The sequence below is a fragment of the Acinetobacter sp. 22323 genome, from assembly GCF_052044895.1.
GTDB classification, from domain to species: domain Bacteria; phylum Pseudomonadota; class Gammaproteobacteria; order Pseudomonadales; family Moraxellaceae; genus Acinetobacter; species Acinetobacter schindleri.
This window is the reverse complement of sequence record NZ_JBQEOL010000005.1, coordinates 17,516-42,429: the sequence shown is the minus strand read 5'-3', so window position 1 is coordinate 42,429 and position 24,914 is coordinate 17,516. Positions and strand designations below refer to the sequence as shown.

Genomic DNA, 24,914 nt, shown 5'->3' with positions numbered 1-24,914 from the left:
ACTCAATGACTCACCGAACTAAAATACTTTGTATCAGTTTTATTAGCTTATCCATTTTTTTGACAGGCTGTGAGTTAGATCCAAACACATCGACTAAAGCAAAAATTACACCGGTACAATCCCAGCACTGGATTCAAAAAACCGAAGCCCGGGAAAATGTTCAGGAAGGTTTAACCGCTTATTTACCGCTATATGACGGTTTCATGAGTATTGCAGCACGGCTACACCTAATCAATCACGCCAAGCATCATCTTGATTTGCAATATTATATCTGGAACGATGATTTTATTGGCAATCTGGTATTGTCCCAGTTGCTGAATGCCGCCGATCGCGGAGTTAAAGTCCGGCTATTAATTGATGACCAGAATGGTACTCAGCTGGATGATAAACTGCTTGCGCTGAGCCAACATCCTAATATCGAAACCAAATTATTTAATCCTTATAAATTTCGTCACTTTCGCGCCCTAGATTATGGGCTGCGTTTAAAGAAAGTGAATCACCGTATGCACAATAAATTGATCATTGCCGATGGCAGTGTGGCTGTCACCGGTGGCCGTAATATCAGCAGTGAATATTTTGAAGCCAGCAATGATTTTCAGTTTACCGATGTCGATATTTTCTTTGCCGGCAATGCGGTCACAGATGCCAACCAGTCTTTTATCGACTTCTGGAATGATACGCTGAGTTATGATATCCAGCAGATCTTAGAGGAAAGGTCTAAACCGGATGATTTGGTTGAATTAAGAAAATTATTTGCTCAAACCCGTTTGGATGCCAAGGAAACCCAGCGTCGCGTCAATATTGCCGAGCAACAAATTGCCAAACAATTACAGTCACAACCTGTGCAATGGGCCAGTGCGCACTTTGTTGCCGATTCCCCCAGAAAAGCACGTCACACGATAAATGATGAAGACTTCATCTATACCCAGATGTTAGATCTGATGGGTGAACCAAAAAATCAGTTAGACCTGGTGTCTTCCTATTTTGTTCCCACCCAATGGGGAACGGATTATCTGAGCAAGCGTGCCCGAAATGGCTTGAAAATTCGGGTAGTCACTAACTCATTTTTGGCGAATGATGTGCCTGTGGTACATGCCTACTATCAGCAATACCGTAATCAATTGCTCAAAAATGGTATAGAAATCTGGGAATTTAAACCTTATATCGAACGTCGGGAACGTACCTGGTATGAAAAAATGACAGGTAATGTGATTCCAGCTAAAAATAAAAACAGCTCCAGCCTGCATGCCAAGTTTTTCCATGCGGATGGCAAAGTCTTTATCGGCTCTTTTAACTTTGATCCCCGTTCAGCACGCCTGAATACTGAAGTCGGACTGGTGATCGAATCAGAGAAACTTCAAAATGAAATTGCAGCATCGTTAGATAAATATCTGCCACGTATTGCTTATCAACTTAAGCTGAATGATAAAGGGGAAATTATCTGGCTGGACCAACAGAAAGACGGAAAAATTTTAAAATTTACCCATGATCCTGAAACAACCCGATTCCAGCGTTTTATGATGCATTTGGTCACGACTTTTCCGGCTGAATGGGCAATGTGATGACAACCAGATGACAAAATTAAATTTCCACCTCATTTTAGAGATTGTTAATTTTAGGATTAATTGAAAATTGTGCAGGTTTTAGACGTTTATTCGATCAATGCGGTCATGATCTGTACCACAGCTCTAGATTGCCTTAAAATTACACTTTTCCAGTTTTATGCGAAGTTTTTTCGCCACACTCCCATGCAATTTTTTGATTTAAGCCGCCAGTTTAAGTTAAGTGATATCCTCACACCAAACAAAACCCTTCAAGAATTATCCGCTCAGGAATGGTTTCTCGCCAAAATCCGTGTAGAGCATGATTGTATTTCTGATACAGAAGTGATTGAAGGTCAGGTTATCATCCAGTCCAATGAAAATATCCAGATTGAAATGGAATGGCTGATTCAGGATTCTGGCTATGATCTGCAGGTGCTCTTTAAAGGTGTAGAAACTGAAGTCAATGAAGAAACTTTGGTCGTCGTCAAAGGTGCGAAACTGGTTGATGAGCAGCAACAATTACTATCTTCACAAGCTTTGAGTTTATGGATCGATGGCACGCTGTTGCCTTTATTACCGAATATTCGTCGTGAAATTAAATCTCGTTTAAATCTTTGGGATTATGTGGAATATGATGGTTAATATTTAAAGCCATCACTAAAACATTTAAGGGCGATTCAATCGCCTTTTTTATTTTAAAATTTCTATAGAGATGAATGGTAAGTCGTAATGTCTCGGCAATTTTATATATGCTCTATGCTATGTTAATGAAAATAATAAAAAATGAAGATAACCTTATGATGGTAAATATTCAGCCTCAAGATTGGCTTAAGATCCGGAATGTCTTTGCTGATGCCCAGCGTGCTGCCATGCACTGCTCGGTATCTACAATCACCTCTGATGGATTTCCTACAAGCAGTCCCATCGGCACTTTATTTTTACATGAATATAAACCCACAGGCTTTTTCTTTGACCGCTACTGTACCAGCCTGAAACAGAACCTTCCACATAGTTCGAAAGCGTGTATTCAAGCAGTAAATAGTAGCCAGTCATTTTGGCTAAAATCTTTAATGAGCGGTAAATTTAGCAGTTATCCAGGAGTACGTTTATATGCGGAAATCAGTGAACTGCGACCTGCAACTGAAACTGAACTGGAGCTGGTCCATCGCAGAATAAAACTATTAAGATGGACCAAAGGCAGCCGCCTGATCTGGTCTGACTTTAGCCATGTTCGGGATTTTCAGGCGCATGGTTTTAAATGGGTGGAATATCCACAAATGATGCCGGATACATAGATTTAATACTTACTATTAGTTGGTAATTAACTATAAATATGCATGCATTTTATTTTCTTAATCCCAAAATGAAATATGTGCTTCAATCAAGATAGATTTAACGTAAACAGTATAAGTATTGCATTCACCTTTATTGCTAAAACCTAAATCAGTCCAGCATCTCTAAACAATTGCCGATAGGCTTCCGCCTTTTTCTCCAAAGCCAATGGATAGGCTCGTGATGATGATGGCATTCGATAGAGTTTTAGTTCACGTCCAGCAAAATGTGCTTTACTCGGCTGCCCGATAGCAGGTTTTTCTGTGCCTTCAGGCATGGATAGCATCAGGGTTTCGGTCGCTTTATCGCCTGTGGTCATAATGCTATGACATAAAGGCATCTGAACAAGCAGTTTGTTGAGGTCAGTTGGCGTAACAATTTCCAGAAATTTATCTGAAGCATTCCCTTTCAATCGCCGGATCTGATACGCCGTATCAAAAATCGCAATACCTTTTTCCAGCAAAAATTCCCGAATCAGCATCTCCTGAAAATTCTTATTGGCAATATCCAGAAAGTAATCTTTATTATGAAAGAAAATTAAACCAAATATCCGCCACATATCATTTTGATAATTTGGATAATAGAAACGCATTTTCCAACGTGTTTCTGGTGGCGGAAAACTGCCCATCATCAGAAGTTTGGAATTTTCCGGTAAAAAAGGTTCTAGAGGATGGGTTTCAATATCCGACATAAAATTCCACTAAATTAGTGTATAGAAATTCTATTCTAAAATTTTTGGCGGATTTTTGTAGCAACTTCCTGTCCCCAAAGCGTATAAACTTCTTTACTCGGGTGAAAACCGTCTTTGGCCATTTCCAGATTGAGTGCCTGATATTGTTTGATATCGTACTCAATCCACTGCATATTGGCTTTCTTGCTGACAAATTTCTCCAGCTCAGAGTTCATGGCTTTGGCATAATGACCAAATAACCAAGCTAATGGATTTGGTAAAGCCGGGAACATGTTCATTGGTGGAACACCGGCCGCGATAATTAACTCAGGACTAAAGCGACTTTCAATCGCCTGATAAAGTTTCTGCTGCTTTTTAATCCACACATCTGCGGGTATCAGCTTGGTAACATCATTTACACCGACTGAAGTCACTACAACATCATAGTGTTCAGCCGGAATTTTTTCTAATACGCGAATGACGTTGGAAGTCGCATCTCCCGTTTTCGCCTGAAGTTTCCAGCGAATCTGATAATCTTGCTGGAGCTGATTTAAGATTGCCCCAGTTAATGCGTCTTCTTGATGATCTACCCCGACACCGGCTGCTGCCGAATCTCCAACAATCAGGATGGATAAAGGTTTCCCTTGCCCAATCAAACCTTCGCGTTCCCCAGCAGGTTCTGGTAATCGTAGCGTTTTTTTCTTGACGCGATTACCCTGGATGACTAGAGCAGGTATTAAGGCAATCGTAGCAGCTTTGAGCAACATAATGGATTAATTTATATAAGGATAGGATTAATTTTACCCCAGTTTATAATCTTCAAGTAACAACTTAATAGTCACTTTTTATGAATATTCACATATTTATATTTCTATCCATTTCTATGCCTTGTCCCCTAATAATGGCTGTAGTATTTTAAAAAAGTATTCGCCATTATTATAAAAAACAATTAATAATCAAAAAATTAAAACACAATATCAATATATACCGCTTAAAATTCTTCTTAATAATTCTGTATTAAAATTAAAGTATAGAAATAAAAAAATCCCGCTTATAGCAGGATTTTACTTCATTATTATTTTACTTAGCTTTGATTTCATTCCAGCGATTTAAACGACGGAATGTTCCAATATCATTAAAGCGCACACCTACTTCTTTCATGACTTTATGTGCGGTCTTGGCAGTCATATGACGGATATAAAATGGCTCTTTTACGACAAAATGATGGATCGCATGTGTTGCACCAAAGTTAAAGCAGAATAGCTGAAATGGCATCATCCACCATGGGTTCAAGACTTGGGTTTGTTTGATTACATCACGCGGGTCAATATCGCCGTAATAATGCATATTTGAACTGACAAACTGTAAACTAAAAGAACGGATAAAGTTGGGAAGCACCCAAATGACTGCCATTAAATTAACCCATGGCATGGCCTCGATTATGCTTTGTGACCACAGCATTTCATAACCAAACATGGGTACGATCGCATTGGAAATATGAAATACTGCAAATACATAACACAAACCGTAGTAAACAATACTTAAAGGCAAAAAGCCAAGCAGCTGTGAAATTTGTGCAATTTTACGTTCTTTTTCAGGCTGCTTTTCCAGAAACAGGTGGATCATTTTGAACATCTGAAATGGCCGCAGATAGACTGACATCAACTGGTCACTGATCACTAAAATACGTCGAGTCCCCCACGGCATACCATTACTGATACCACGTTCTTCCAAGTCACTTTCAGTCCCTGAATATTTATGATGATGTAGATGCAGGCGACGACGTGCCCACGGACTGATCGTATTCGGACGTGCCAACCATACCAAAGCCAGCATTAAATGATGTGCCCATGGCATTTTTTTGAAATACATGTAATGGATCAAATCATGTTCCAATTCATGTGTTAAGGATGCAAATATGGCAATCAGTGGAATGGTGATCCATGCGGTCAGATATCCATAATAAAAGGCCAACGCAGATATAATCATGCCTGACCAGGCAAAAGTCAGAATACTCGCACCAATGAAATTTTGATGTTTCAGGATGGGATATCGTGCTCGCAGGTCCTCGCCAGCCTGCATGACCACAGTTCTGACTTTGGCAATCCGCTGCTGACTGGTCATATCCGAGGATGAAGACATATGTACAACCTTTAATTTATGGACAGGTGTACATTAAAGGAAAATACGGAAAATAAAAGTTGATATCTCTAGTTTTCAAAGCAGGATGTTTAGAAAAACAGCAGTTGTTACAAAATAAATTTCACTCTAATAATATTGTATTTTATTTAAGCGATTTCACTTTTAAATAATTTAGTAGATATATTCCTAGACTAAAGGTGAATTTTCATACATATAAAGTTGAATATTAAAATATAACTTCATTTTTTTCCAATAACTTAACTTATATTTATGAAAATTAAATTAGCTATTTTAGCACTAACTCTAACTGTTAGCTCAACGGTTCTCGCGGAAGGTATTAATTGGGGAAAAGTTAAAGATGGTTTATATACTTATGTTTTAAACCCAATGCTTCAGACTAATAATCCTGAATTAATGAGAGGAAAAGTTATTGGTCAGGAGACTAATACAAAGCCTCAAATTACCGTAAATATGACAGCAGGGCAAATCATACATGCTTTAAATTATTACGAAAAACAGTATGATAAAAAAATCGCTGAGTATGTTCAAGCAAATCGGGATGACCTACATTTTAGTAAAAAGACAAAAATTTTATGTGAAGCAGAAAGTGCAGCTATAGCTGCTATAAATGTTATGCAATTAGACGCTAACAGGAATAGAAAAGACCTACCTGCTTCACTACTAGCCACAATTTCGGAAAAACACAACTACTATGATGAGCAACGTAAAGAAATGGTGTATGAACAACAACGTCTTAATCAGTCTAATGTAAATTGTTTTGACTATTTCCCATATCAATAAACATATCTAAAGGAATATAGAGTCAGAATCTATATTCCCTTTAAATGATCAAAATTTTATTAAATATTTTGATTTAAAATAAAAATCTATTAGGTAAACTTAAATAGTGATGTCACATGAATCGTTGAATTTATTAGAAATGATTGCTTTTAAAGACTAGATCACATTTACCCGGTATCTGTTCACCATTTACATTCATGACAAGAGTCGAACCACGTGCTTTGCTCTTACATGCATTTTGCACAGCGGGAGCGCGTATTGCTTCATAGTGCAAGGCATTTACTTGAGCAGGTTTAAAGCCGATCTGACATGAGCCTTTTATGGTATGACCCTCAATTTTAACCGTAAGCTTTACATGAGGTCCTTTTCCCTCACACAATCGGGTCGTATCCGGATTTTTTCCTTCATCAGATGCTGCTTGAGCATATGGCATTGCTGTCAATACCAGAATAATGATAAAAGCTAATTTTTTCATTTGGTTATAAGCCCATATACATATATTCACCAACCCTTAGCTATGCTAAACCATAATGTATAATCATATTTATAAAAAATAATTTCCAGACATTATTTTCTTAATTTTTAAAGTCAAAATGTTTCAATTCCAAAAATAAAAAAGCCCCGTTAGGAGCTTTTTGATCATCCAAACAAGAATTATCCTAGTTTATTCACCAGTTTTAGTGGCAATACTTTCATAGCCAAGCCCAACGGTAACCAAGGCCATTTTGGTACATACGCTTTAACCGGCGCTTTTTCAATTTCAGCAGCCAATAAACGCGAACCCGTTTTTTCGTCTACCTCAAAAGGCAGTTTTTTCGCACCTTCATTAATTTCAGTACGAATATAACCCGGGAAGATCGTCGTCACTTTAATAGGTGTATCAATCAGCTCTGCACGAATTCCTTCTGCCAGATGCGCGACTCCTGCCTTACTAGCCCCGTAGGCGGTCAGGTGTTTTGGCATACCACGCATTGCGCTCATGGATGAAATCATGACCAAATGACCTGAGTTTTGCGCACGAAAAATCTCCACTGCAGCTTCACACTGGGCTAAGGCAGAAATAAAATTGGTTTCCACCGTAGCTTTGTTAATAGCAAAGTTACCTTTTCCAATACGACGACCTTCACCAACGCCAGCATTCACGATAATTCGGTCAATGCTACCAAACTCTTCCTTAAAGGCACGGAATACTTCAAAGACCTGATCATAGTTGGTCACATCCAGGGTTTTGGCAATCACTTTGATCCCGTACTGGTTTTCCAGTTCCTGCTTTAAAGCTTCCAGACGTTCCATACGACGCGCACAGATTGCCAAATTATAACCTTTTTGTGCAAATTCACGTGCCATACCTGCACCAATTCCGGAACTTGCCCCGGTAATTAGAATTGTTTTAGCCATTTTTTATTCCTTTAAAATCATTTTGTTCCAGATCTTTTAGATCCAGGTGAGTAATTCTGGTTGATTTGCCTTAATAAAATGATGTTCATTCAGACTAAGTAACTGCGGTTCATTACCCACCAAACGCAAAGTCGTCATGCTGGTATTGGCAATGGCCCAGTTTAAGGCAAAAGTTTTGCTCGGACTCAAGCCTAGAATTTTCCCTGCTGCCACAGAGATAACGCCACCCGAAGTAAACACTACAGCATAGCGCGGTCTTTTCTCAGCCAGTTCATTGCATAGATCTTGCAATGCAGATTCAATACGGTTTTTAAAGTCTGGCCAGGATTCTTCATATTCATGGTGATAATCTCCCCCCGTCCAGCGTTCAATTGCCCCTTCAAAGATTTTGCTTAAATACGCTCGAGGATTGGCATGTTGTGCCACATCTTCTTTTAATAATTCCGGCTGATTAAATCGCGGCTCATACCTGGCAAAGACTTGAGTATGATTAAATTCATTCCAGGCAGAATTGGTAATCAATTCACTTTCAGGAAAACATTCATCCAGACACAATTGCGCTGTTTGCTGATGACGTTGCATTGATCCAGCCATCACCACAGGTGCTTCTTTAAGAATAGAATCGAAATAACGTCCAAGTAACTTGGCTTGCAGCTCACCGTTGGGAGAAAGCTGATCATAGCTTTCTGCTCCAAAAGATGCCTGGCCATGTCGAATCAGGTAAATGGTGGTCATTTTGGCATTAACTCTTTAAATTTGTTCATATACTTCTGGGCAAGATCATTGGCTTCGATCTTTTGTTTGCCAATCAGCTTTAAGGCGCGGATATGCAATGCATGAATTACCACCCAAAAATCTTTAAACGCCGGGTTATTGGTTTGTTTATGGTAGTAACGATAATAAATCTGCTGGGCAATTACCGCTAAACGGAAAATGCCAAATACTTCATAGAAGGTCCAATTCTCTGGCTGTAATCCAGTTTTTTCCAGGTAGTAATCCACAACCTCCTTACGGGTAAACATCCCTTTTAGATTGGTCGGCTGACGGCGGGTTGCCTTAAAAATTGCATTGTCAGTCTCTTCCACCCAATAAGCCAAGGCAGAACCCAAGTCCATAAGTGGATCGCCTAGAGTCGCCATTTCCCAGTCCAGTACCCCAATCACCTGTGTTGGATTGTCAGGATCCAGAATAACATTATCAAAACGCCAGTCATTGTGAATCACACAGGTTTTAGAATCGGCAGGAATATTATCTTTTAACCAGTTACGTACGTACTTGAATGAAGGTACGTTAATCGTTTTAGCTTTGTCATAACGGCTATCCCAACCTTCTACCTGACGTCGGCAGTAACCCTCACCTTTGCCTAACTTTTCCAGTTCAGTACCGTGATAAGGAACCTGATGCAACTCGATCAGTTTATCAATGACATTGATACAAAGTTCGCGTACCTGAGCTTCACTGAAGTCCAGATCTTTGGGCAAATTCGCTCGTGGAATAATGCCTTCAATGCGTTTCATCACATAGAAATCACAGCCAATCACTGATTCATCCTGACATAGCAACAACATTTCCGGAACAACTGGATAGTGATCAGCCAGTGCCCGTTGCACATGATATTCACGCGCCATGTCATGTGCAGATTTGGCCTTGGTGCCTTTAGGTGGACGACGCAGAATTAAATCGGCATTGCTATATTTCAGCCGATAAGTCCAGTTCGACGCACCACCAGAATATTGAGTGACTTCAACTGGACCTTTAATATTTTCACCGTGTTCAATCAGCCAGTTTCCTATAGCGCGGACATCCAGTTCTTCACCCTCACGAACTTTTCCACCGACATCAATGACTGCCATAATATTTCCTTAAAATCTTTTTACTATCTAAATATCTTTAAACTTAAGACTTATTTTTTACGACGCGTACTATAACCACGTTTTGCCAACTCTAATTTTGCAATCATGCCCTTATGTACTTCATCCGGGCCATCTGCCAAACGTAGCGCACGTGCTTGGGCAAAGAATCCGGTCAATGGTGTATCACGTGAAACACCAGCGCCACCATGAATCTGGATTGCCATATCCACGACTTTTTCCAGCACACTTGGTGCCACGACTTTAATGGCCGAGATTTCTGTCAAAGCCGCCATGTTCCCTAAAGTATCCATTTTATAGGCAGCATACAAGGTTAATAATCGCGCCTGATCAATCGCAACCCGTGCTTCTGCGACCCGTTCCAGATTGCCACCCAGTTTCAAAATTTCTTTACCAAACGCCGTGCGGCTCATACCACGGTCAATCATCAGTTCCAGAGATTTTTCTGCTGCACCAATACAACGCATGCAGTGATGAATACGACCTGGGCCTAAACGACCTTGGGCAATTTCAAAGCCCTGACCAGCGCCCCCAATAAAATTGCATACTGGTACCCGCACATTATCAAAACTAACTTCGCCGTGGCCATGTGGAGCATCATAATCACCAAAGACGGGCAACATACGCTCGATTTTCACGCCCGCAGTATCGACTGGAACTAAAACCATGGAATGCTGATGATGACGGTCTTTAGTTTCATCGGGAGTATGTGCCATAAAGATAATGATTTTGGCATTTGGATCACCCAGACCAGATGACCACCATTTACGGCCATTTAATACAATTTCATCACCTTCAATGACCGCCGTTGCCTGCATATTGGTGGCATCACTGGAGGCCACTGCGGGTTCAGTCATACAGAATACCGAGCGGATTTTTCCCTCTAATAACGGCATGAGCCATTGCTGTTTTTGTTGTTCAGATCCATAACGCCATAATACTTCCATATTGCCGCTATCTGGAGCATTACAGTTAAATACCGTTGGTGCAATCAGACTACGTCCAGACAGTTCAGCAATATGCGCATATTCATTGACCGACAATGCTTGACCCAATTCAGCACATGGCAGGAACATATTCCATAACCCTGCTGCTTTGGCTTTGGCTTTTAAATTTTCCAGTTCAGCCGGCCATTGCCATTTGGTCCAGTCACCGCCCTGATTCAGCTCATGCACCTGATGCCAGAAATCTGCCTCAATTGGCTCGATCTCATCTCTAATAAATTTTCTGGTGCGTTCAACGTAGTCCTGTGCACGTGCTGATAGCTCAAACATGGCAACTTTCCTCTGGATATGATTATTCTGCTTTACAAGACCTTAACCTAAAACCTATTATGAATAAAATGATTTTATTCCATAGTTTAATATGCAACAGATTCATAATGAAAACAGTATTGATCTTCGCAGTTTCCATCGGATCGATATCAATTTATATCCACTTTTTGTTGCTGTCTTTGAACAGAAAAGTATTTCCCGGGCTGCCCAAATCCTGTCAATTACCCAGTCTGCTGCCAGTCATGCCTTACAGCGTCTAAGACAGCATCTGCAGGATGATTTGTTTGTACGGACTGGCAGTAAAATGCAGCCAACGCCGTTTGCGGAACAGATTTATTCAGAAATTAAACATGCCCTCATCACCATCCAGAATATTTCCATCCAGAACCAGCAATTTGAGCCAACCTTGGTACAAAATCTAAAGATTGCTGTGCATGATGAAATTGAACCGATGATCTTGCCAAAACTGGTCGCACATTTTCAGCGTTTTAATCTAGATATTCAGTTTGTCAGTATTAAACTGGACCGAAAGAATATTGTTTCTGATTTGGCAACCCAGCAAGTTGATTTTGTGATCGATCTGGAACAGCCTTTGGGCGACAAAATCCAGTTTGAATTACTGGATCAGGATGAGTTTGTCGTCTGTACTCAACAGCAACAAGTCACGGAAAAAAGTTATCTCGCCTCCCCACATATTGGTGTGTCTTCGCGCCGGACTGGCGTATTAGTTGAAGATCTGTATTTAAGCCGTAATCAACTATCTCGACAGATTTTCCTGCGTTGTCAGCATTACTCGACGGCGTTACAGATTTTGCAGCAGCATCCCTTAGCGATGCTCACCATTCCCCGAAATGTTTTAAATCATTTGCATATTGATAAAAGCCTGAAAATTTTTGAAGTTCCTGTAAAACTGCAGAAAATTAATATGGGGATGTATTGGTATAAGGATTTACAAGAGAATAAGAGACATCAATTTTTACGGAGTGAAATTAATAAAATTTTTGCTTAGGCTATTTTTATAAGTGAATTTTAAAAATACTTAGGCTATTTATAGAGCCTTTAAAGTTTATTCCTAAGAATCGCAGCTTGGTTTTTTGTTATTTGCTTAGGCTATTTTGTTTGCTTAAAAAATCTTCGTATAAACGGTTACAGAGCCTTAAGACGTGAGGCTTTGATCTAGAATGAACACTTTATAAGTCAGCTATTTCTTCACCTGACTGCGCTTCTTCTGGATTTTAATTTTGTTGCATCTCTCAACTTCTTGGCAAATTGTACTTGGCCTTGTGGCTCTATGTTTCTCCTATTATTTGCTGCACAAACTTGTGGTGTTTTTACAAGAACTGTTCCGCCCCTTCAAAAAAGGCAAAAAATACTGGTGTCGAGTTAAGGCCGTCAGCGATGGCGACACCCTCACCTGCTATCGTTTCAATATCCGTCGTTCAGAAACCCGCTTACGCTTTGCCTATGTGGATGCACCTGAATCCAGTCAGGCCTATGGCAAGGAATCCCAGCAGCTGGTCGCAAAAATGATCAAGAATAGACTGGTCCGTGTGCAAATTACCGATATTGACCGTTATGGACGCTGTGTTGGAGTCATTTACCGACGTCGTAAAAATGTCAATGAAGAACTCATCAAGCGTGGTGCGGCTTGGGTTTATGAAGAATATATCCGTGACAAGAAACACCTCTCCTATCTGATGAGCCTGCAAAGCAATGCCAAGAAAAATAAGAAAGGTCTCTGGCGCGGCACACACCCGGTACGACCAAGTATTTACCGTAAACAGAAAAAATCCTGAGCAGAATAAAGAGCCTTTTGGCTCACTACCGTCCCACAATTTTAATCAGGATATATATTAGGTCATCATAGCAACTCAATAATGTTTTAAATTTATGATATTCATAAATATTTATAATTATGTATTGCACAGCTTTATCTTCTCTTTAAAAGTCTAAGTGGCTGTGTGCAGGCAGAACCTTACTTTGGAAAAACTCAAAGTAGGCAAAAGTCTTTTATTCCCCCATTACGACGTCGTGTCGTGATGGGGAATGTGTGGCATCTCTGCCACCGCGCGCATATCTAAAATCTAATCACTACAACTCTGAGACAATAATGCCTTTCCGCTATCTTTTATTTTAGCTGATGCTTATAAATAGTTTCGGTAAATTCGCCAAAGACTGAGACTTTTTCGAACAGATGCTCGCTATACATCAAGTCATCAATTAGACGCTCGGCATCGGCATGCTGTATTCCGCTAAGTTGAGTAACTAATTCAATATTAGCTGACGTGATCTCTTCACAAGTGACGGCAACTGAATCTGTCTTCCTTTTCCATAACAGTTTTTTAAATTCAATTTCAGTTAAATCAAAATTCTGTTGTATCAATTTGTGTTGGATAACCTGTATACCGAATGATTCGAGTAATATTTTCAACTCAGCATCCAGTTCATTTCCAATGACAATCAGGCTCTTACAATTTCGCTCAAGTAAGGCCTTGAATACAGCATAGCGCTGTAAATCTGGCATGGAACAACCATCAATTGCCAAATCAAAGCAAATATCCATTTCCTGTAAGGCCTGGGTATGGTTTAGTTTCAGCGCTTCTACCCGGAAATATTCCCCCAGCACCTGTTGCAGTTCAGTATTGGCTGGAGCGATAAAGATGGTTTTATGTTTTAGCACGGACAGAATAAGCGGACTAAAGACATAACTCAGTCGTGAAGCATCAAATTGATCCAGCAACATTACATGATGAATTGTTTCAGTATATGCGCGTGTTTGTGCTGCCTCTTTAACTGCGTGGATCAGCTGTTCAGGTAAGGTAATTGCTGGTTGATGTAAATCCATCATTAAATTAGAACTGCTTTTAAAACATTCACTGATAATTGTTGTTAGGTCTAAATCCTGCATAAATCCACCTTAGCCACTGCTCGCATCCAGATTTGCATGTTAAAGAAAACTAAAGATTTTTCCCACCAGATTAGCTCATTTACTCCTTGAAATATCTGTTAAGCCATATCGAAGCAACTGATACATCACTTGAATTTTCATGTTTATAAGCGTAAATTATCCACATTTAGTTAACCAGGTTAACATTATTCCTTATGGATACTACCTCCCGCTTTAGATTTGCATTATTACGCTGTGCAAGATTGCTCGGGGATGAAATGAATGCGGTGTTAATTGAACATGGCTTAAATTATTCCTTATGGCAAAGTCTGGTCATTATCAAAATGAATGGTCAATGTACGGCGCTGGATATCGCCCAGGAACTCAGGATTTCAAAACCTGCTGTAACCAAGCGTTTAAATACTTTGATGGAAATGAACTTTATTGAATCACAACCCATGACAGATAAACGCCAGAAATTACTGCAGCTGTCTAAAATGGGTAAACAACAGTTCCAGCAATGTTGTGGCAAGATTGATGTTCTGGAAGCAGAATTACTGCAAGACTTCAATAAAGATGAGCTGAAACGTGCTCATGCTTTTGTTTTAGAGTTTATGCATTCCCTTCAGGCGAGAAAGGAGCTTCAACATGACTGAAGCTCCATCCAAACTTTGGACGAAAAATTTTATTTTTCTCAGTGCAATGAACTTCCAGCTGGTTCTGGTGTTCTATCTACTGGTTATTGTCAGTGTTGGTTATGCCTTAGCTGAACTGGATGCCACTACTGCACAAGCAGGGTTAATCTCCGGTGTATTCGTGGTTGGGACTTTAGTCGGCCGATTGCTGATAGGAAAATTCCTGCCCAATCTGGGTGCCAAAGCCAGTCTGGTTGCCGGAGCTTTGGGCTTTTTCCTGTTCTCTGGTCTGTATTTTATTCCAGTGGATGTACCTTATCTGATTGCGATCCGCTTTGCTCACGGCTTTATGATGGGTGTCGCAGGGACTGTTATTGGAACTGTCATTGCCCAGACCATTCCAGCAACCCGACGTGCTGAAGGTATTGGCTACTTCAGTACCAGTAGTACACTAGCCACTGCAGTTGGTCCATTCCTGGCGATCTGGCTAATGTCACAATATGACTATAAGGTGATTTTTACTTTTACTTCTATTGTGGCTTTCACCTGTCTGTTCTTCAGTTTTGGTGTCGATACTTCAAAAGTAAAACTGGCTGCAAAAGCTGGTACGCAACAGTCTGCTCCGCCTACTTCATGTCTCGCGCAGTTTGTTGAGCCTAAAGCTTTTCCTATTGCGGTTATTATCCTGATTGCTGGTGCATGTTATTCCGGTGTACTGTCTTTTCTTAACCTGTATGCCAAGGAAATTGACCTCTTGCAGGCAGCTTCATTCTTCTTCCTGATGTATGCAGCCGCAATTTTGATTTCTCGCCCATTTACCGGCCCATTGATGGATCGTAAAGGCGAAAATATCATCATGTATCCTGCGATTGTGATTATGGCAATCGGTATTGGTTTACTCAGTCAGGCACATAATTCATGGATGCTCCTCACCAGTGCAGCGTTATTAGGTTTTGGTTATGGCAATATTCAATCCATTTGCCAGACCATTGCGGTAAAAAGTACCACAATAGAGCGTATGGGACTGGCAACATCAACTTTCTTTATTGCTCTTGATGCTGCACTTGGTTTTGGACCGTATTTTATTGGCCAGTTTCTGGATCAGATCGGTTATCAGTATTTGTATTTGTATAGTGCGGTCATTACACTCAGCTGTCTGCTTTGGTATTACCTGCTGCATGGACGTAAAGTCAAAGCTGCTGCAACTTGATGGCATGCTAAAAGCGCCGGCTAAATCGACGGCGATATTCTAACGGGGTTAACCCCGTTTTTTTATGGAATAATCGCCTGAAAGAGCTTGGATCATGGTAACCGACATGTTGCATGATCAGATCCACCGCCTGTTCGGTTTCTTCCAGCCGTTTACGGGCTGCTTCAATCCGGATAGCTTGCAGATACTGATTGGGTGGCACATCCAGTGCCTGTTTAAAACGCCTAATCAAAGTACGTGTGGTGAGGTTAAAACGTGTCGCCAGTTGTTCCAGATTAAGCGCTTCATGAAAATGCTGTTCCAGCCAATCTTGTACTTTTTGTACCAGCTCGTCATGATGCGGCTTGCTAATTTTCAGTAAGGAATAAGACAGCTGGCTGTCACGCCGATAATCAATCACAAAGGATTTGGCTGACTGCATCGCCAGCTCAAAACCATAGTAGCGTTCAATCAAGTGCAGTCCTAAGTCAAACCAGGCCAGACCACCACCTGCACAGTAGATATGCTGATCCCGACTAATCAGCTGATCGGCATGAAGCTTTACTTTAGGGTAAAGAGTCTGAAACATATCCTGAAAGCCCCAATGCGTGGTCGCCTGGCGATCATTCAAAATACCGGCTTCAGCCAAAAAGAAATTCCCCGTACAGTTTCCTGCAATCACTTTCTGCTGCCGGTCTGCTTCCTTTAAATAACGGATCAGTTCCAGATTCTGTTGCAAGGTTTCGATAATCGGTCCGGCAATCGTAGGGACAATAGCAATATCTACATCCTTGATATCTGCATAAGCTAAATGTGCCTGGATCAATACCCCATTAATACAACGGATCGCCTGCCCTTGGGCACTGGCAATTTCTACCTGAAACAGACGATGAATTTCCTGCTGCTGAATCCGGTTCCAGCTCACGCCCGCCATGGCAAATAAATCCACGACTCCAGTAATAGCCGATGCTAAAGCCCCATCAAAACCTAAAACCACCACCTTTTTCATCTGAATATCATTGTCACTTTTCACATCTTAAGTGTCATTATTGACAATTCTAAAAAATAAAAGCAACTACTAGTCTTAAACACATCATATGAACACTCGATTTAAAACTAAATATGACTCAACTTATCAATGACAAAGACCTAAATTTCCTGCTGTATGACGTTTTTAAACTGGAACAGCTGACCCAACTTGAACGTTATCAGGAACATGATAAAACCACCTTTGACAGTATTTTAGATACGGCCCAAGGCATCGCTACCGATTATTTTGCGCCGCACAATGCCAAAGCAGATCAGCACGAACCAACTTTTGACGGCAAAAAAGTCGAAACCATTGCTGAAGTCAAAACCGCATGGAAACAGTTTGCCGATGCCGGGTTACTCTGCGCTCAACATGATTATGATGCCGGCGGTATGCAGTTACCAATTCTGGTCAATATGGCGTGTAATGCCTTTTTTATGTCTGCCAATCCATCAACGGTGGCTTATTCTTTCTTGACCGCTGCCGCAGCCAATGTGATTCAGGCTTTCGGCACCGAGGAACAAAGACACACGTTTGTACCCCATATGTTCAGCGGCCGTTTTTCTGGCACCATGGCACTGACAGAACCGGATGTTGGTTCATCCCTTGGTGATCTGACCACGAAGGCCATCCCTCAGGCAGATGGATCCTATCGGATTAAAGGTCAAAAGATGTTTATCTCTGGGGGTGACCAGGACATTACTGAAAATATTGTGCATCTTGTGCTTGCCCGGCTTCAGGATGCACCTCAAGGCGTGAAGGGTATTTCCCTGTTTATTGTGCCAAAATTCAAGACCCGTGCCGATGGTTCACTTGATGAGTCTAATGATGTTCAATTGGCCGGCCTACTGCATAAAATGGGCTATCGCGGGACTACCTCGACGGTGCTGAGCTTTGGGGAAAATGACAATTGCTTAGGCTATTTACTTGGTGAAGCAGGTCATGGTTTAAAATATATGTTCAAGATGATGAATGAAGCACGTGTCGGTGTGGGACTTGGTGCGGCAATGATTGGCTATCGTGGTTATCTGGAGTCTCTGAATTATGCCAAAAACCGTCCACAAGGACGTCCGGTAGCCGATAAAGATCCAAACAGTAAACCAGTGAATATTATTGAGCATAGCGATGTTAAACGTATGCTGTTGACCCAGAAGTCCTATGTTGAAGCATCACTGGCACTGTGTCTGTTTGCAGCCCGCCTGATTGATGAACATCAGGCAGCTCAGGATGAAGAGAGTGCTATTTTGCTGGATCTGATTACGCCAGTGGTCAAATCCTTCCCTTCTGCCTATGGCCCCAAAGCCAATGACCTGGCGATTCAGGTCTTGGGTGGTGCAGGCTATACCCGTGAATATCCGATTGAACAATGCTACCGGGACAACCGTCTGAATCCAATCCATGAAGGCACTTATGGCATTCAGTCTCTAGATCTACTCGGTCGTAAACTGTGGCAACACAACGGTAAAGGTTTAAGCCTGCTCATGCAGCGTATCCAGAAGACTTTATCCGAGATTCAGGATCATAAGTTAGCTGAACTGGCAGAAACTTTTAAAAAGCATCTTGCGACTGTGCAAAAAACCACGCAGGTTTTAGGTCAGGCTTTGCATCAAGGCCGAGTTGATGCAGCATTGGCGAATTCAGGTTTATATCTGGATATGATGGGTAAAACCATTATTGCCTGGTTATGGCTGGAAATGGCGAATCAGGCACAGTTAAAATTTGCCTCGTCTGACTATGCCGAAGATCAACAATTCCTGACAGGAAAAATGCAGGCAGCTCAATATTTTATCCGCTGGGAACTGCCTGAAGTTGAACATCAGGCACAATTACTGATGAACTTTGATGATACCTGCCTGAATATGCAGCCAGAATGGTTTTAAGATTTAACGAAAATGAATAAAAAATGCGCCCTGAAAGGCGCATTTTTTATTCAAAACTGGAAATAGTTAAGCTGCATTATCTTGTATGCCAAATTTTCTGAAAATCTGCTTGCGTTTAGCAGGCAAGATATTGGCTTTGTTCAGGTCGCCTTGATAATGTTGATACACACGCTTATCCATCATTTTGTACCATAGTGGTGGTATCAAAGCTGGAATCAGCATGGTCGCATAACCGCTTGGCAAGACAGGTGCTTCCTCAAAATTGCGCAATGCCTGAAACGGTCGGCTTGGAAACGCATGATGATCAGAATGGCGTTGTAACTGATACAGAAACAGGTTGGTAACAATATTGTTATTGTTCCAGCTGTGTTCAGGCAAAGTACGCTCGTATTTACCTTTCTCAGTTTCAGCACGCTTCAAACCATAATGTTCAATATAATTGACAATTTCAAACAGGCTGATGCCATAAAATGCCTGTGTTAACGTATATGGAATAATCTTCTTGCCAAAGGTTTTCAGCATCAAGCCATGATAAGCAGCACTCATCCCCCAGCCATGAAACAATTCATTTTCCTTGCTAAAGAAACTCAAGCCTTTACGCTGTAAACGGCGTTTTTCAATTTCAATTGCAGATTTAAGTCCGCCAAACACCGTACGCGGCCAGAATTTGTAGAATGATTCCCCCATTTTTGATGAGGCGGGATCTTCAGGCGTCGCGACCCGTTTATGATGTCCATAAGGATGTTCAATCCGGAAATGGTTATAAGCCAGTGGCATCAGGCTGGCATGTGACCAGTAGTGATCAGATTTATTCGGGCGGTGACTCAATTCATGGGCGGTGTTTACGCCAACCCCATTAATTGCACCCATCGAGATCCCGAGTAGAACCTGATCGGTCAATGAGACATTGGGGCGTGATACCACATAGCCTGCAAAAGCATTAGCAGCCATTTGCAAAGGAATAAACAATTTTACGATACGGTCATAATAAGGATCTTTGATCAAAGCTTTGATCTGATCATCGCTGGGATTATTTTCATCTTCGCCAATCAGAGCATCTAGTGTCGGAATGATGACATGCAGTAATAATGGCCCACCCAAGGCAAAAACTTTCTTGGTGGCTTTCGGTCCAAAATGGTAGCCGGCCAAAATACCCATACCGATGACTGGTAGACCCGGACTCAACAGCCATCCGAAACGTTTTTTATCTAGCTGGCGGCCCTTCAGCAACTGAGCGTCCTGCTCCAGGTGAATATTTGTGATTTTTGCAGGGGCATTCATTGCGACCCTCCTGTTTTATGTTACCCTGCCCTTATAGTTGAATAATTCAGCGCATGTGCACAGTTGTCAGCGTCCAGAAAAGCTATGTCAGCGTCTTTGTCCTGATCAGCCGATTTCTGACCTCAATTCACATGCAGACTTAAATAAAAATATCTTTTTAATTCAGAATAGAACACGCATGGATGCGCTTAGTAAAATTTTTGATGACATACATTTAGCCAAATCAGAATATATCTACCTGAATGTTCATCACCCTTATCGACTGTTATACAGACATGAACCGTCCATGCTGGCCTATGTGATTTTGCATGGACAGGCACAGCTCAGCTTTGAAGATTCAGACCATGTCATTGTCTTACAGCAGGGTGATCTGATTCTGCTTCCATCTGCCAAAGCGCACCAGCTGCATTGTCCAAATGATCAAGAACTAACACAAAGTAGTCCCATTAACAGCTTCTTTGCTTCGCATTCACAGCAAAGTATTGATTTCGGTCAGGTCCAGCCACAACGCAACTTTATTCTGGCGATTCGTTCAAAAATGGATATCCAGATGGCGCGACCGCTAATTACCTCTTTGCCGGATTATCTGCATATCCAGCATATTTTGAGTGATTCAGCCCCGGAATGGTTACAGATCGGATTACAGTTCCTGGCTTTAGAAACCCAGAATACACGTCCGGGCCGTGACCGTATTCTCGATCATCTGGTCAGTATTTTACTTATTGAATGTGTGCGGGATTATATTTTGAATGCCCGGCATGCCTCCAGCTGGTTAAATGCCTTAAGCCATCCTGAACTTTCCAGTGCCTTAGCTGCCATTCATGGCCAGCCAGAACAGAGCTGGACCGTTGAAAGTCTGGCTGAACAATGCCATATGTCACGTTCCAAATTTGCACAATTGTTTACGCAAGTGGTCGGTGAAACGCCTTTGGCTTATCTGCAACAGCACAGGATGCGTCTGGCAGCACGTTATTTAAGAGATGGCTTAATGACCGTGCAACAGATTGCGCATCGCGTAGGTTATTCTTCAGAAACTGCATTTAGTCAGAGTTTTAAAAAGCAGTTTGAACTGACCCCGAGCCAGTATCGTCAGCAGCATCAGGGTCAATAATAGCTGAGAAGATTATTTTACCAGTTCTAAAATGGCAGTCACAGGATCTTCACTATTCCCTGAAAGTAGTTGCTTATGCATGGTCAGATGCTGCATCGCCTGAATCTGTGCTGCTTCAACATTCATTAATGCTTCAATTTCGGCAGCAAGATTCTCAGGGGTTGCTTCAGATTGAATCAGCTCTTGAATCACTTTCTTGCCAGCAATAATATTTGGCAATGAATAGTACTGAATTTTCACCAGAAGTTTAACAATACGATAAGTCAACCAATGCAGCTTATAGAAAGTCACCATTGGACGATGTAACAACATTGCTTCCAGAGTTGCTGTTCCCGATGCCAAAGCGACGATATCTACTGCATTCATGACCTGACGACCGATTTTGGAATCGCTACCGGTATTTTCCATCAGACGAATTTGGGCCTGTAAGCTTTCTGGATAAGTTTGTAGTAAGGCTTGAATTTGCTGCTTGCGTGCATCATTGATGGCAGGAATCAGGAAGATATATTCAGGATGTTTTTGTTGCAAAATTTGTGCAGTATCCAGCACCAATGGCCCAAGACGTTCAATTTCTCCACGCCGGCTGCCTGGCAGCAAGGCAATATATTTCTGGGCAGGATCGAGTCCCAGCTCCTGCTTTGCTTCAGTCAGTGGATTTTGTATCGGCAATTGACTCGCTAATGGATGTCCGACAAATGCAGCGGATACCTGCCATTTTTGATAAAAGACTTTTTCAAATGGAAATAAACACAGTACCAGATCGATACTGGCTTTAATGCCATGTACACGTCCCTGACGCCATGCCCAGACGGATGGGCTGACATATTGAACGGTTTTGATTGGCAACTGTCGTTGCTTGATGCTCTTGGATAAACGCAGGTTAAAGTCTGGTGCATCAATGCCGATAAATACATCGACTGGGTCTTTCGTCCAATTCTCCACCAGTCCATCACGTACAGCAAACAGCTTACGGATATCTTTTAAGACTTCGACAATACCCATCACTGACAGAATATCCATTGGATAATAGCTTTTAAAACCTTCTGCCATCATCTGTGGACCACCAATGCCCTCAAATTCAGCATCAATACCCTGCTCACGAAAACGACGAATCAGACTGGCACCTAAGGTATCTCCCGATACTTCACCCACGACGATTCCAATTTTAAGCTTCCGTTTTTGCAAGATGTGATCCTCAGAGAATTGCTGTCAGCATATTAGCATAAGACGAAAAACTTAAGGCTGAACTTGATCCCGATCTGCATGAAATGGTTTAAAAATGATGAATGTAAAAATTTAAAGCGCTATATCTACAAATATAATGATGACTACTGGGATTTTCTGAATTCACTTTAGATAAGAATAACCAGGATCACCATGACTACAAATATGCTCGATTGAAAAATGATATAAGGGATGATCTACCAAATTTCTAATTTCCCTTATCACGAAAAGCCTATTTTTAAATCAAATAAATCTGCTTATTTTAATAAAGAAGAAATTTTATACTGTTAATCATATTTCATGAATTCGATTTCACCTATCTTCATCGTATTTCCTAACTATAAGAAAATTCTTTGGAAAGCGTATCGGACTTATCCTTTAGACCAATTTTGTCGCTGAAAAAATACCTCCTTAATCACTTGCTTTATCTTATTTTGGAATAAGCAAATCATTAATCAAGACAACCACTTATCTTTAATAGTCATAAGATATGCTCGTTTTTTGATATTGGCATATATAGATGTTTGGTCCGATTGAGTTTATTTTAGCAGGTGTGTTAGTTGGTTTCTGTGTAGGAATTACTGGTGTCGGCGGTGGTTCACTGATGACCCCAATTTTGATCAGCCTATTCCGGATTGAACCGCACATTGCAATCGGTACTGACCTTCTATATGCCGCAATCTCTAAATTCTGCGGTTCTTTTGTCCATGCAAAAAAAATGAATATTGTCTGGCCCATTGTGATCTGGCTGGCAATCGGCAGTATTCCTGCCTCATTTGCAACCCATTGGGTACTTGAGAACTATCTCAGTCAATCTACCCATTATAAAGCAGTACTCACCATGGTACTCGGTTTTATGCTAACGCTGACCGGTATTTCTATTATATTCCGCGCTTCAATTGAGAAGTTCTTTAATAAATACCGTAAACAAGAATTGCCAGATATGACCCAGGATCTGGAAAAAGTCGATTTTAAATCTGGCAAAAAACGCGCTCTGATTATCATCATGGGAATCGTGCTTGGTGTTTTTGTGACCTTGTCTTCAGTGGGCGCAGGGGCATTCGGTATTATGGCATTGATTCTGATGTTCCCGAATTTGCCGATGATTCGTATTATCGGTTCTGACGTGGTGCATGCCGTACTTCTAACTTTAGTCGCAGGCTTGGGCCATATGAGCGCAGGTAATGTAGACTTTGCTTTGTTAGGCTGGTTACTGGTGGGTTCTATTCCTGCAATCGTGATCGGCACATTGATCAGTTCACGTATGCCTGAGAAAATTATCCGTAAAATTCTGGGTGTTACCCTGTTCTGTCTGGGTGTAAACTTTATGCTCAATCCAGTCAAATCCAAACCTGCCCAACCAGCTCAACCCGAGTTGGTAACGGAAGCAGAAAAATCTCAGGCCGTTTAAACTAAACCTCAGATTCATCACTTTTTTTTCAAAGATTTATTCATCTTTTTTATAACAAAGTGACGCATCATTCATGTTATATTCGGGCTATTAAACAACCTTTTGTATGATCGAACCAGTGACGGCAATGAATACACTACAGTCAAATCCTATTTCACAATCAGATATTGATGATGTGAATATCCAAAGCATGATTCCTCTTGTAACTCCAGCACAATTAAAGACTGAGTTGCCTTTGACTGAGAATGCTTATCAAACCGTACTGAAAGGTCGTGAAACGATTCGCAATATTCTTGATGGCAACGATAAACGTCTTTTTGTCGTGATTGGTCCATGTTCAATTCATGACCCTGAAGCTGCCAAAGAATATGCCGAGCGCCTGAAGGTGCTGAGCGAAAAAGTAAAAGACAGCCTGTATCTGGTAATGCGTGTGTATTTTGAAAAACCACGTACTACCATTGGCTGGAAAGGTCTGATCAATGACCCAGACATGAATGACTCGTTCAATATTGAAAAAGGTCTACGCATTGGCCGTAAGCTTTTACTTGAGCTGAATGAAAAAGGTCTGCCATGTGCGACTGAAGCACTTGATCCAAACTCACCACAGTATTATCAGGATTTAATTTCATGGTCAGCGATTGGTGCACGTACTACCGAAAGCCAGACTCACCGTGAAATGTCATCTGGCCTGTCTTCACCAGTAGGTTTCAAAAACGGTACTGATGGCGGCCTGACTGTTGCAACCAATGCCATGCAATCCGTGAAACACGGTCATAGCTTCCTCGGTCTGAACGATCAAGGTCAGGTTGCAGTCATTCGTACTTCTGGTAACCCATATGCTCATGTAGTACTTCGTGGTGGTAATGGCAAACCGAACTATGATGCAGGTTCTGTTGCAGAAGCTGAGACTGCTTTGGCAAAAGCGAAAGTTAGTACCAAGATCATGATTGACACCAGTCATGCAAACTCAAACAAAGACCCGTACTTACAACCATTAGTGCTAAAAAACATCACTGAACAAATTATTGATGGAAATAAATCAATTGTTGGTATTATGGTAGAAAGTCATCTTAAAGGTGGTCGTCAGGATATCCCGGCCAACCTTTGTGATCTAGAATACGGCAAATCAGTGACTGATGGCTGTATCGACTGGGAAACGACTGAAAAGGCATTACTTGATATGCATGAGGCGTTAAAGGACGTTTTACCAAATCGCTAAGCGATTGATCAAAAC

Annotated in this window: 24 protein-coding genes; 12 read left to right on the top strand and 12 right to left on the bottom strand. The window is 41.3% G+C overall.

Annotated features, from left to right (window positions below):
* Positions 1 to 5 precede the first annotated feature (5 nt).
* From ACTJIX_RS04765 to ACTJIX_RS04755, 3 genes are all read left to right on the top strand, one after another.
* Positions 6 to 1,562 carry a phospholipase D-like domain-containing protein gene (locus tag ACTJIX_RS04765; protein WP_004895026.1) on the top strand — a complete coding sequence of 519 codons (1,557 nt, stop codon included), beginning with the start codon at positions 6 to 8 and terminating at the stop codon, positions 1,560 to 1,562.
* Positions 1,563 to 1,748: 186 nt separating this feature from the next.
* The gene (locus ACTJIX_RS04760) at positions 1,749 to 2,186 is read left to right on the top strand and encodes a hypothetical protein (RefSeq protein ID WP_017401702.1); all 438 of its coding nucleotides are present in this window, start codon (positions 1,749 to 1,751) and stop codon (positions 2,184 to 2,186) included.
* 125 nt (positions 2,187 to 2,311) lie between these two features.
* Positions 2,312 to 2,839, top strand: a complete 528-nt coding sequence (locus tag ACTJIX_RS04755; RefSeq protein WP_051005992.1) for a hypothetical protein — start codon at positions 2,312 to 2,314, stop codon at positions 2,837 to 2,839.
* Positions 2,840 to 2,982: 143 nt separating this feature from the next.
* Here the strand turns inward: ACTJIX_RS04755 and ACTJIX_RS04750 are convergent, their stop codons facing one another.
* The 3 genes from ACTJIX_RS04750 to ACTJIX_RS04740 all read right to left on the bottom strand — a co-directional run bounded on the left by ACTJIX_RS04750 (position 2,983) and on the right by ACTJIX_RS04740 (position 5,688).
* The gene (locus ACTJIX_RS04750) at positions 2,983 to 3,567 is read right to left on the bottom strand and encodes a uracil-DNA glycosylase family protein (RefSeq protein WP_004895032.1); all 585 of its coding nucleotides are present in this window, start codon (positions 3,565 to 3,567) and stop codon (positions 2,983 to 2,985) included.
* A gap of 35 nt (positions 3,568 to 3,602) precedes the next feature.
* Positions 3,603 to 4,313 carry an SGNH/GDSL hydrolase family protein gene (locus ACTJIX_RS04745; protein WP_440611234.1) on the bottom strand — a complete coding sequence of 237 codons (711 nt, stop codon included), beginning with the start codon at positions 4,311 to 4,313 and terminating at the stop codon, positions 3,603 to 3,605.
* A 313-nt stretch (positions 4,314 to 4,626) separates the two neighbouring features.
* Positions 4,627 to 5,688: a fatty acid desaturase gene (locus ACTJIX_RS04740; RefSeq protein ID WP_004895036.1), complete on the bottom strand. Its 1,062-nt coding sequence runs from the start codon at positions 5,686 to 5,688 to the stop codon at positions 4,627 to 4,629.
* Between the two features lie 270 nt (positions 5,689 to 5,958).
* Between ACTJIX_RS04740 and ACTJIX_RS04735 the strand changes: the two genes are divergently transcribed.
* Positions 5,959 to 6,489, top strand: coding sequence for a hypothetical protein (locus ACTJIX_RS04735; RefSeq protein ID WP_184104671.1), 531 nt, complete (start codon positions 5,959 to 5,961; stop codon positions 6,487 to 6,489).
* Between the two features lie 133 nt (positions 6,490 to 6,622).
* Here the strand turns inward: ACTJIX_RS04735 and ACTJIX_RS04730 are convergent, their stop codons facing one another.
* From ACTJIX_RS04730 to ACTJIX_RS04710, 5 genes are all read right to left on the bottom strand, one after another.
* The gene (locus ACTJIX_RS04730) at positions 6,623 to 6,964 is read right to left on the bottom strand and encodes a hypothetical protein (RefSeq protein WP_440611233.1); all 342 of its coding nucleotides are present in this window, start codon (positions 6,962 to 6,964) and stop codon (positions 6,623 to 6,625) included.
* Between the two features lie 179 nt (positions 6,965 to 7,143).
* Entirely contained in the window at positions 7,144 to 7,887 is a 744-nt protein-coding gene (locus ACTJIX_RS04725) for an SDR family oxidoreductase (RefSeq protein ID WP_005222300.1), read from the bottom strand.
* 36 nt (positions 7,888 to 7,923) lie between these two features.
* Positions 7,924 to 8,622: a histidine phosphatase family protein gene (locus tag ACTJIX_RS04720; RefSeq protein WP_005222301.1), complete on the bottom strand. Its 699-nt coding sequence runs from the start codon at positions 8,620 to 8,622 to the stop codon at positions 7,924 to 7,926.
* Complete coding sequence (locus ACTJIX_RS04715; protein ID WP_184104669.1) at positions 8,619 to 9,740, bottom strand: phosphotransferase family protein; 1,122 nt, start codon at positions 9,738 to 9,740, stop codon at positions 8,619 to 8,621. The genes ACTJIX_RS04720 and ACTJIX_RS04715 overlap by 4 nt, the downstream gene beginning before the upstream one ends.
* Positions 9,741 to 9,790: 50 nt before the next feature.
* On the bottom strand, positions 9,791 to 11,032 hold the full coding sequence (locus ACTJIX_RS04710; protein ID WP_004895058.1) for an acyl-CoA dehydrogenase family protein: 1,242 nt from the start codon (positions 11,030 to 11,032) through the stop codon (positions 9,791 to 9,793).
* Positions 11,033 to 11,123: 91 nt separating this feature from the next.
* Here ACTJIX_RS04710 and ACTJIX_RS04705 point away from each other — a divergent pair, with 91 nt between their 5' ends.
* Both ACTJIX_RS04705 and ACTJIX_RS04700 read left to right on the top strand, forming a co-directional pair.
* A complete protein-coding gene (locus ACTJIX_RS04705) occupies positions 11,124 to 12,041 on the top strand; it encodes a LysR family transcriptional regulator (protein WP_005222303.1) in 918 nt (305 codons plus the stop codon).
* A 232-nt stretch (positions 12,042 to 12,273) separates the two neighbouring features.
* The gene (locus tag ACTJIX_RS04700; protein WP_108675274.1) at positions 12,274 to 12,828 is read left to right on the top strand and encodes a thermonuclease family protein; all 555 of its coding nucleotides are present in this window, start codon (positions 12,274 to 12,276) and stop codon (positions 12,826 to 12,828) included.
* Positions 12,829 to 13,160: 332 nt separating this feature from the next.
* Here the strand turns inward: ACTJIX_RS04700 and ACTJIX_RS04695 are convergent, their stop codons facing one another.
* Complete coding sequence (locus tag ACTJIX_RS04695; RefSeq protein WP_262478323.1) at positions 13,161 to 13,880, bottom strand: hypothetical protein; 720 nt, start codon at positions 13,878 to 13,880, stop codon at positions 13,161 to 13,163.
* 254 nt (positions 13,881 to 14,134) lie between these two features.
* On the opposite strand from ACTJIX_RS04695, the gene ACTJIX_RS04690 reads away from it, so the two are divergent.
* A complete protein-coding gene (locus ACTJIX_RS04690) occupies positions 14,135 to 14,575 on the top strand; it encodes a MarR family winged helix-turn-helix transcriptional regulator (RefSeq protein ID WP_005222306.1) in 441 nt (146 codons plus the stop codon).
* A complete protein-coding gene (locus tag ACTJIX_RS04685) occupies positions 14,568 to 15,764 on the top strand; it encodes an MFS transporter (RefSeq protein ID WP_262478321.1) in 1,197 nt (398 codons plus the stop codon). The genes ACTJIX_RS04690 and ACTJIX_RS04685 overlap by 8 nt, the downstream gene beginning before the upstream one ends.
* A gap of 7 nt (positions 15,765 to 15,771) precedes the next feature.
* Here the strand turns inward: ACTJIX_RS04685 and ACTJIX_RS04680 are convergent, their stop codons facing one another.
* The gene (locus tag ACTJIX_RS04680; RefSeq protein WP_034434244.1) at positions 15,772 to 16,752 is read right to left on the bottom strand and encodes a GlxA family transcriptional regulator; all 981 of its coding nucleotides are present in this window, start codon (positions 16,750 to 16,752) and stop codon (positions 15,772 to 15,774) included.
* A 113-nt stretch (positions 16,753 to 16,865) separates the two neighbouring features.
* On the opposite strand from ACTJIX_RS04680, the gene ACTJIX_RS04675 reads away from it, so the two are divergent.
* On the top strand, positions 16,866 to 18,653 hold the full coding sequence (locus tag ACTJIX_RS04675) for an acyl-CoA dehydrogenase (protein WP_262478320.1): 1,788 nt from the start codon (positions 16,866 to 16,868) through the stop codon (positions 18,651 to 18,653).
* Positions 18,654 to 18,719: 66 nt separating this feature from the next.
* Here the strand turns inward: ACTJIX_RS04675 and ACTJIX_RS04670 are convergent, their stop codons facing one another.
* Positions 18,720 to 19,934, bottom strand: coding sequence for an alkane 1-monooxygenase (locus tag ACTJIX_RS04670; RefSeq protein WP_248603751.1), 1,215 nt, complete (start codon positions 19,932 to 19,934; stop codon positions 18,720 to 18,722).
* A gap of 178 nt (positions 19,935 to 20,112) precedes the next feature.
* On the opposite strand from ACTJIX_RS04670, the gene ACTJIX_RS04665 reads away from it, so the two are divergent.
* A complete protein-coding gene (locus tag ACTJIX_RS04665) occupies positions 20,113 to 21,045 on the top strand; it encodes an AraC family transcriptional regulator (RefSeq protein ID WP_262478363.1) in 933 nt (310 codons plus the stop codon).
* 12 nt (positions 21,046 to 21,057) lie between these two features.
* Here ACTJIX_RS04665 and lpxB read toward each other — a convergent pair whose 3' ends face one another.
* Positions 21,058 to 22,230 carry a lipid-A-disaccharide synthase gene (lpxB, locus tag ACTJIX_RS04660; RefSeq protein ID WP_262478319.1) on the bottom strand — a complete coding sequence of 391 codons (1,173 nt, stop codon included), beginning with the start codon at positions 22,228 to 22,230 and terminating at the stop codon, positions 21,058 to 21,060.
* A gap of 559 nt (positions 22,231 to 22,789) precedes the next feature.
* Between lpxB and ACTJIX_RS04655 the strand changes: the two genes are divergently transcribed.
* Both ACTJIX_RS04655 and ACTJIX_RS04650 read left to right on the top strand, forming a co-directional pair.
* Complete coding sequence (locus ACTJIX_RS04655) at positions 22,790 to 23,680, top strand: sulfite exporter TauE/SafE family protein (protein WP_262478318.1); 891 nt, start codon at positions 22,790 to 22,792, stop codon at positions 23,678 to 23,680.
* Positions 23,681 to 23,807: 127 nt separating this feature from the next.
* A complete protein-coding gene (locus ACTJIX_RS04650) occupies positions 23,808 to 24,899 on the top strand; it encodes a 3-deoxy-7-phosphoheptulonate synthase (RefSeq protein ID WP_111810749.1) in 1,092 nt (363 codons plus the stop codon).
* Positions 24,900 to 24,914: the final 15 nt, after the last annotated feature.

Excerpts from the sequence above, each read along its gene's own strand:
- ACTJIX_RS04760 (WP_017401702.1), top strand. The coding sequence starts at position 1,749 with ATGCAATTTTTTGATTTAAGCCGCCAGTTTAAGTTAAGTGATATCCTC.
- ACTJIX_RS04655 (WP_262478318.1), top strand. The coding sequence starts at position 22,790 with ATGTTTGGTCCGATTGAGTTTATTTTAGCAGGTGTGTTAGTTGGTTTC.
- ACTJIX_RS04680 (WP_034434244.1), bottom strand. The coding sequence starts at position 16,752 with ATGAAAAAGGTGGTGGTTTTAGGTTTTGATGGGGCTTTAGCATCGGCT.
- ACTJIX_RS04750 (WP_004895032.1), bottom strand. The coding sequence starts at position 3,567 with ATGTCGGATATTGAAACCCATCCTCTAGAACCTTTTTTACCGGAAAAT.
- ACTJIX_RS04725 (WP_005222300.1), bottom strand. The coding sequence starts at position 7,887 with ATGGCTAAAACAATTCTAATTACCGGGGCAAGTTCCGGAATTGGTGCA.
- ACTJIX_RS04730 (WP_440611233.1), bottom strand. The coding sequence starts at position 6,964 with ATGAAAAAATTAGCTTTTATCATTATTCTGGTATTGACAGCAATGCCA.
- ACTJIX_RS04765 (WP_004895026.1), top strand. The coding sequence starts at position 6 with ATGACTCACCGAACTAAAATACTTTGTATCAGTTTTATTAGCTTATCC.
- ACTJIX_RS04685 (WP_262478321.1), top strand. The coding sequence starts at position 14,568 with ATGACTGAAGCTCCATCCAAACTTTGGACGAAAAATTTTATTTTTCTC.
- ACTJIX_RS04735 (WP_184104671.1), top strand. The coding sequence starts at position 5,959 with ATGAAAATTAAATTAGCTATTTTAGCACTAACTCTAACTGTTAGCTCA.
- ACTJIX_RS04690 (WP_005222306.1), top strand. The coding sequence starts at position 14,135 with ATGGATACTACCTCCCGCTTTAGATTTGCATTATTACGCTGTGCAAGA.
- ACTJIX_RS04715 (WP_184104669.1), bottom strand. The coding sequence starts at position 9,740 with ATGGCAGTCATTGATGTCGGTGGAAAAGTTCGTGAGGGTGAAGAACTG.
- ACTJIX_RS04650 (WP_111810749.1), top strand. The coding sequence starts at position 23,808 with ATGAATACACTACAGTCAAATCCTATTTCACAATCAGATATTGATGAT.
- ACTJIX_RS04745 (WP_440611234.1), bottom strand. The coding sequence starts at position 4,313 with ATGTTGCTCAAAGCTGCTACGATTGCCTTAATACCTGCTCTAGTCATC.
- ACTJIX_RS04705 (WP_005222303.1), top strand. The coding sequence starts at position 11,124 with ATGCAACAGATTCATAATGAAAACAGTATTGATCTTCGCAGTTTCCAT.
- ACTJIX_RS04740 (WP_004895036.1), bottom strand. The coding sequence starts at position 5,688 with ATGTCTTCATCCTCGGATATGACCAGTCAGCAGCGGATTGCCAAAGTC.
- ACTJIX_RS04670 (WP_248603751.1), bottom strand. The coding sequence starts at position 19,934 with ATGAATGCCCCTGCAAAAATCACAAATATTCACCTGGAGCAGGACGCT.
- ACTJIX_RS04695 (WP_262478323.1), bottom strand. The coding sequence starts at position 13,880 with ATGATGGATTTACATCAACCAGCAATTACCTTACCTGAACAGCTGATC.
- ACTJIX_RS04675 (WP_262478320.1), top strand. The coding sequence starts at position 16,866 with ATGACTCAACTTATCAATGACAAAGACCTAAATTTCCTGCTGTATGAC.
- ACTJIX_RS04710 (WP_004895058.1), bottom strand. The coding sequence starts at position 11,032 with ATGTTTGAGCTATCAGCACGTGCACAGGACTACGTTGAACGCACCAGA.
- ACTJIX_RS04665 (WP_262478363.1), top strand. The coding sequence starts at position 20,113 with ATGGATGCGCTTAGTAAAATTTTTGATGACATACATTTAGCCAAATCA.
- ACTJIX_RS04720 (WP_005222301.1), bottom strand. The coding sequence starts at position 8,622 with ATGACCACCATTTACCTGATTCGACATGGCCAGGCATCTTTTGGAGCA.
- ACTJIX_RS04755 (WP_051005992.1), top strand. The coding sequence starts at position 2,312 with ATGAAAATAATAAAAAATGAAGATAACCTTATGATGGTAAATATTCAG.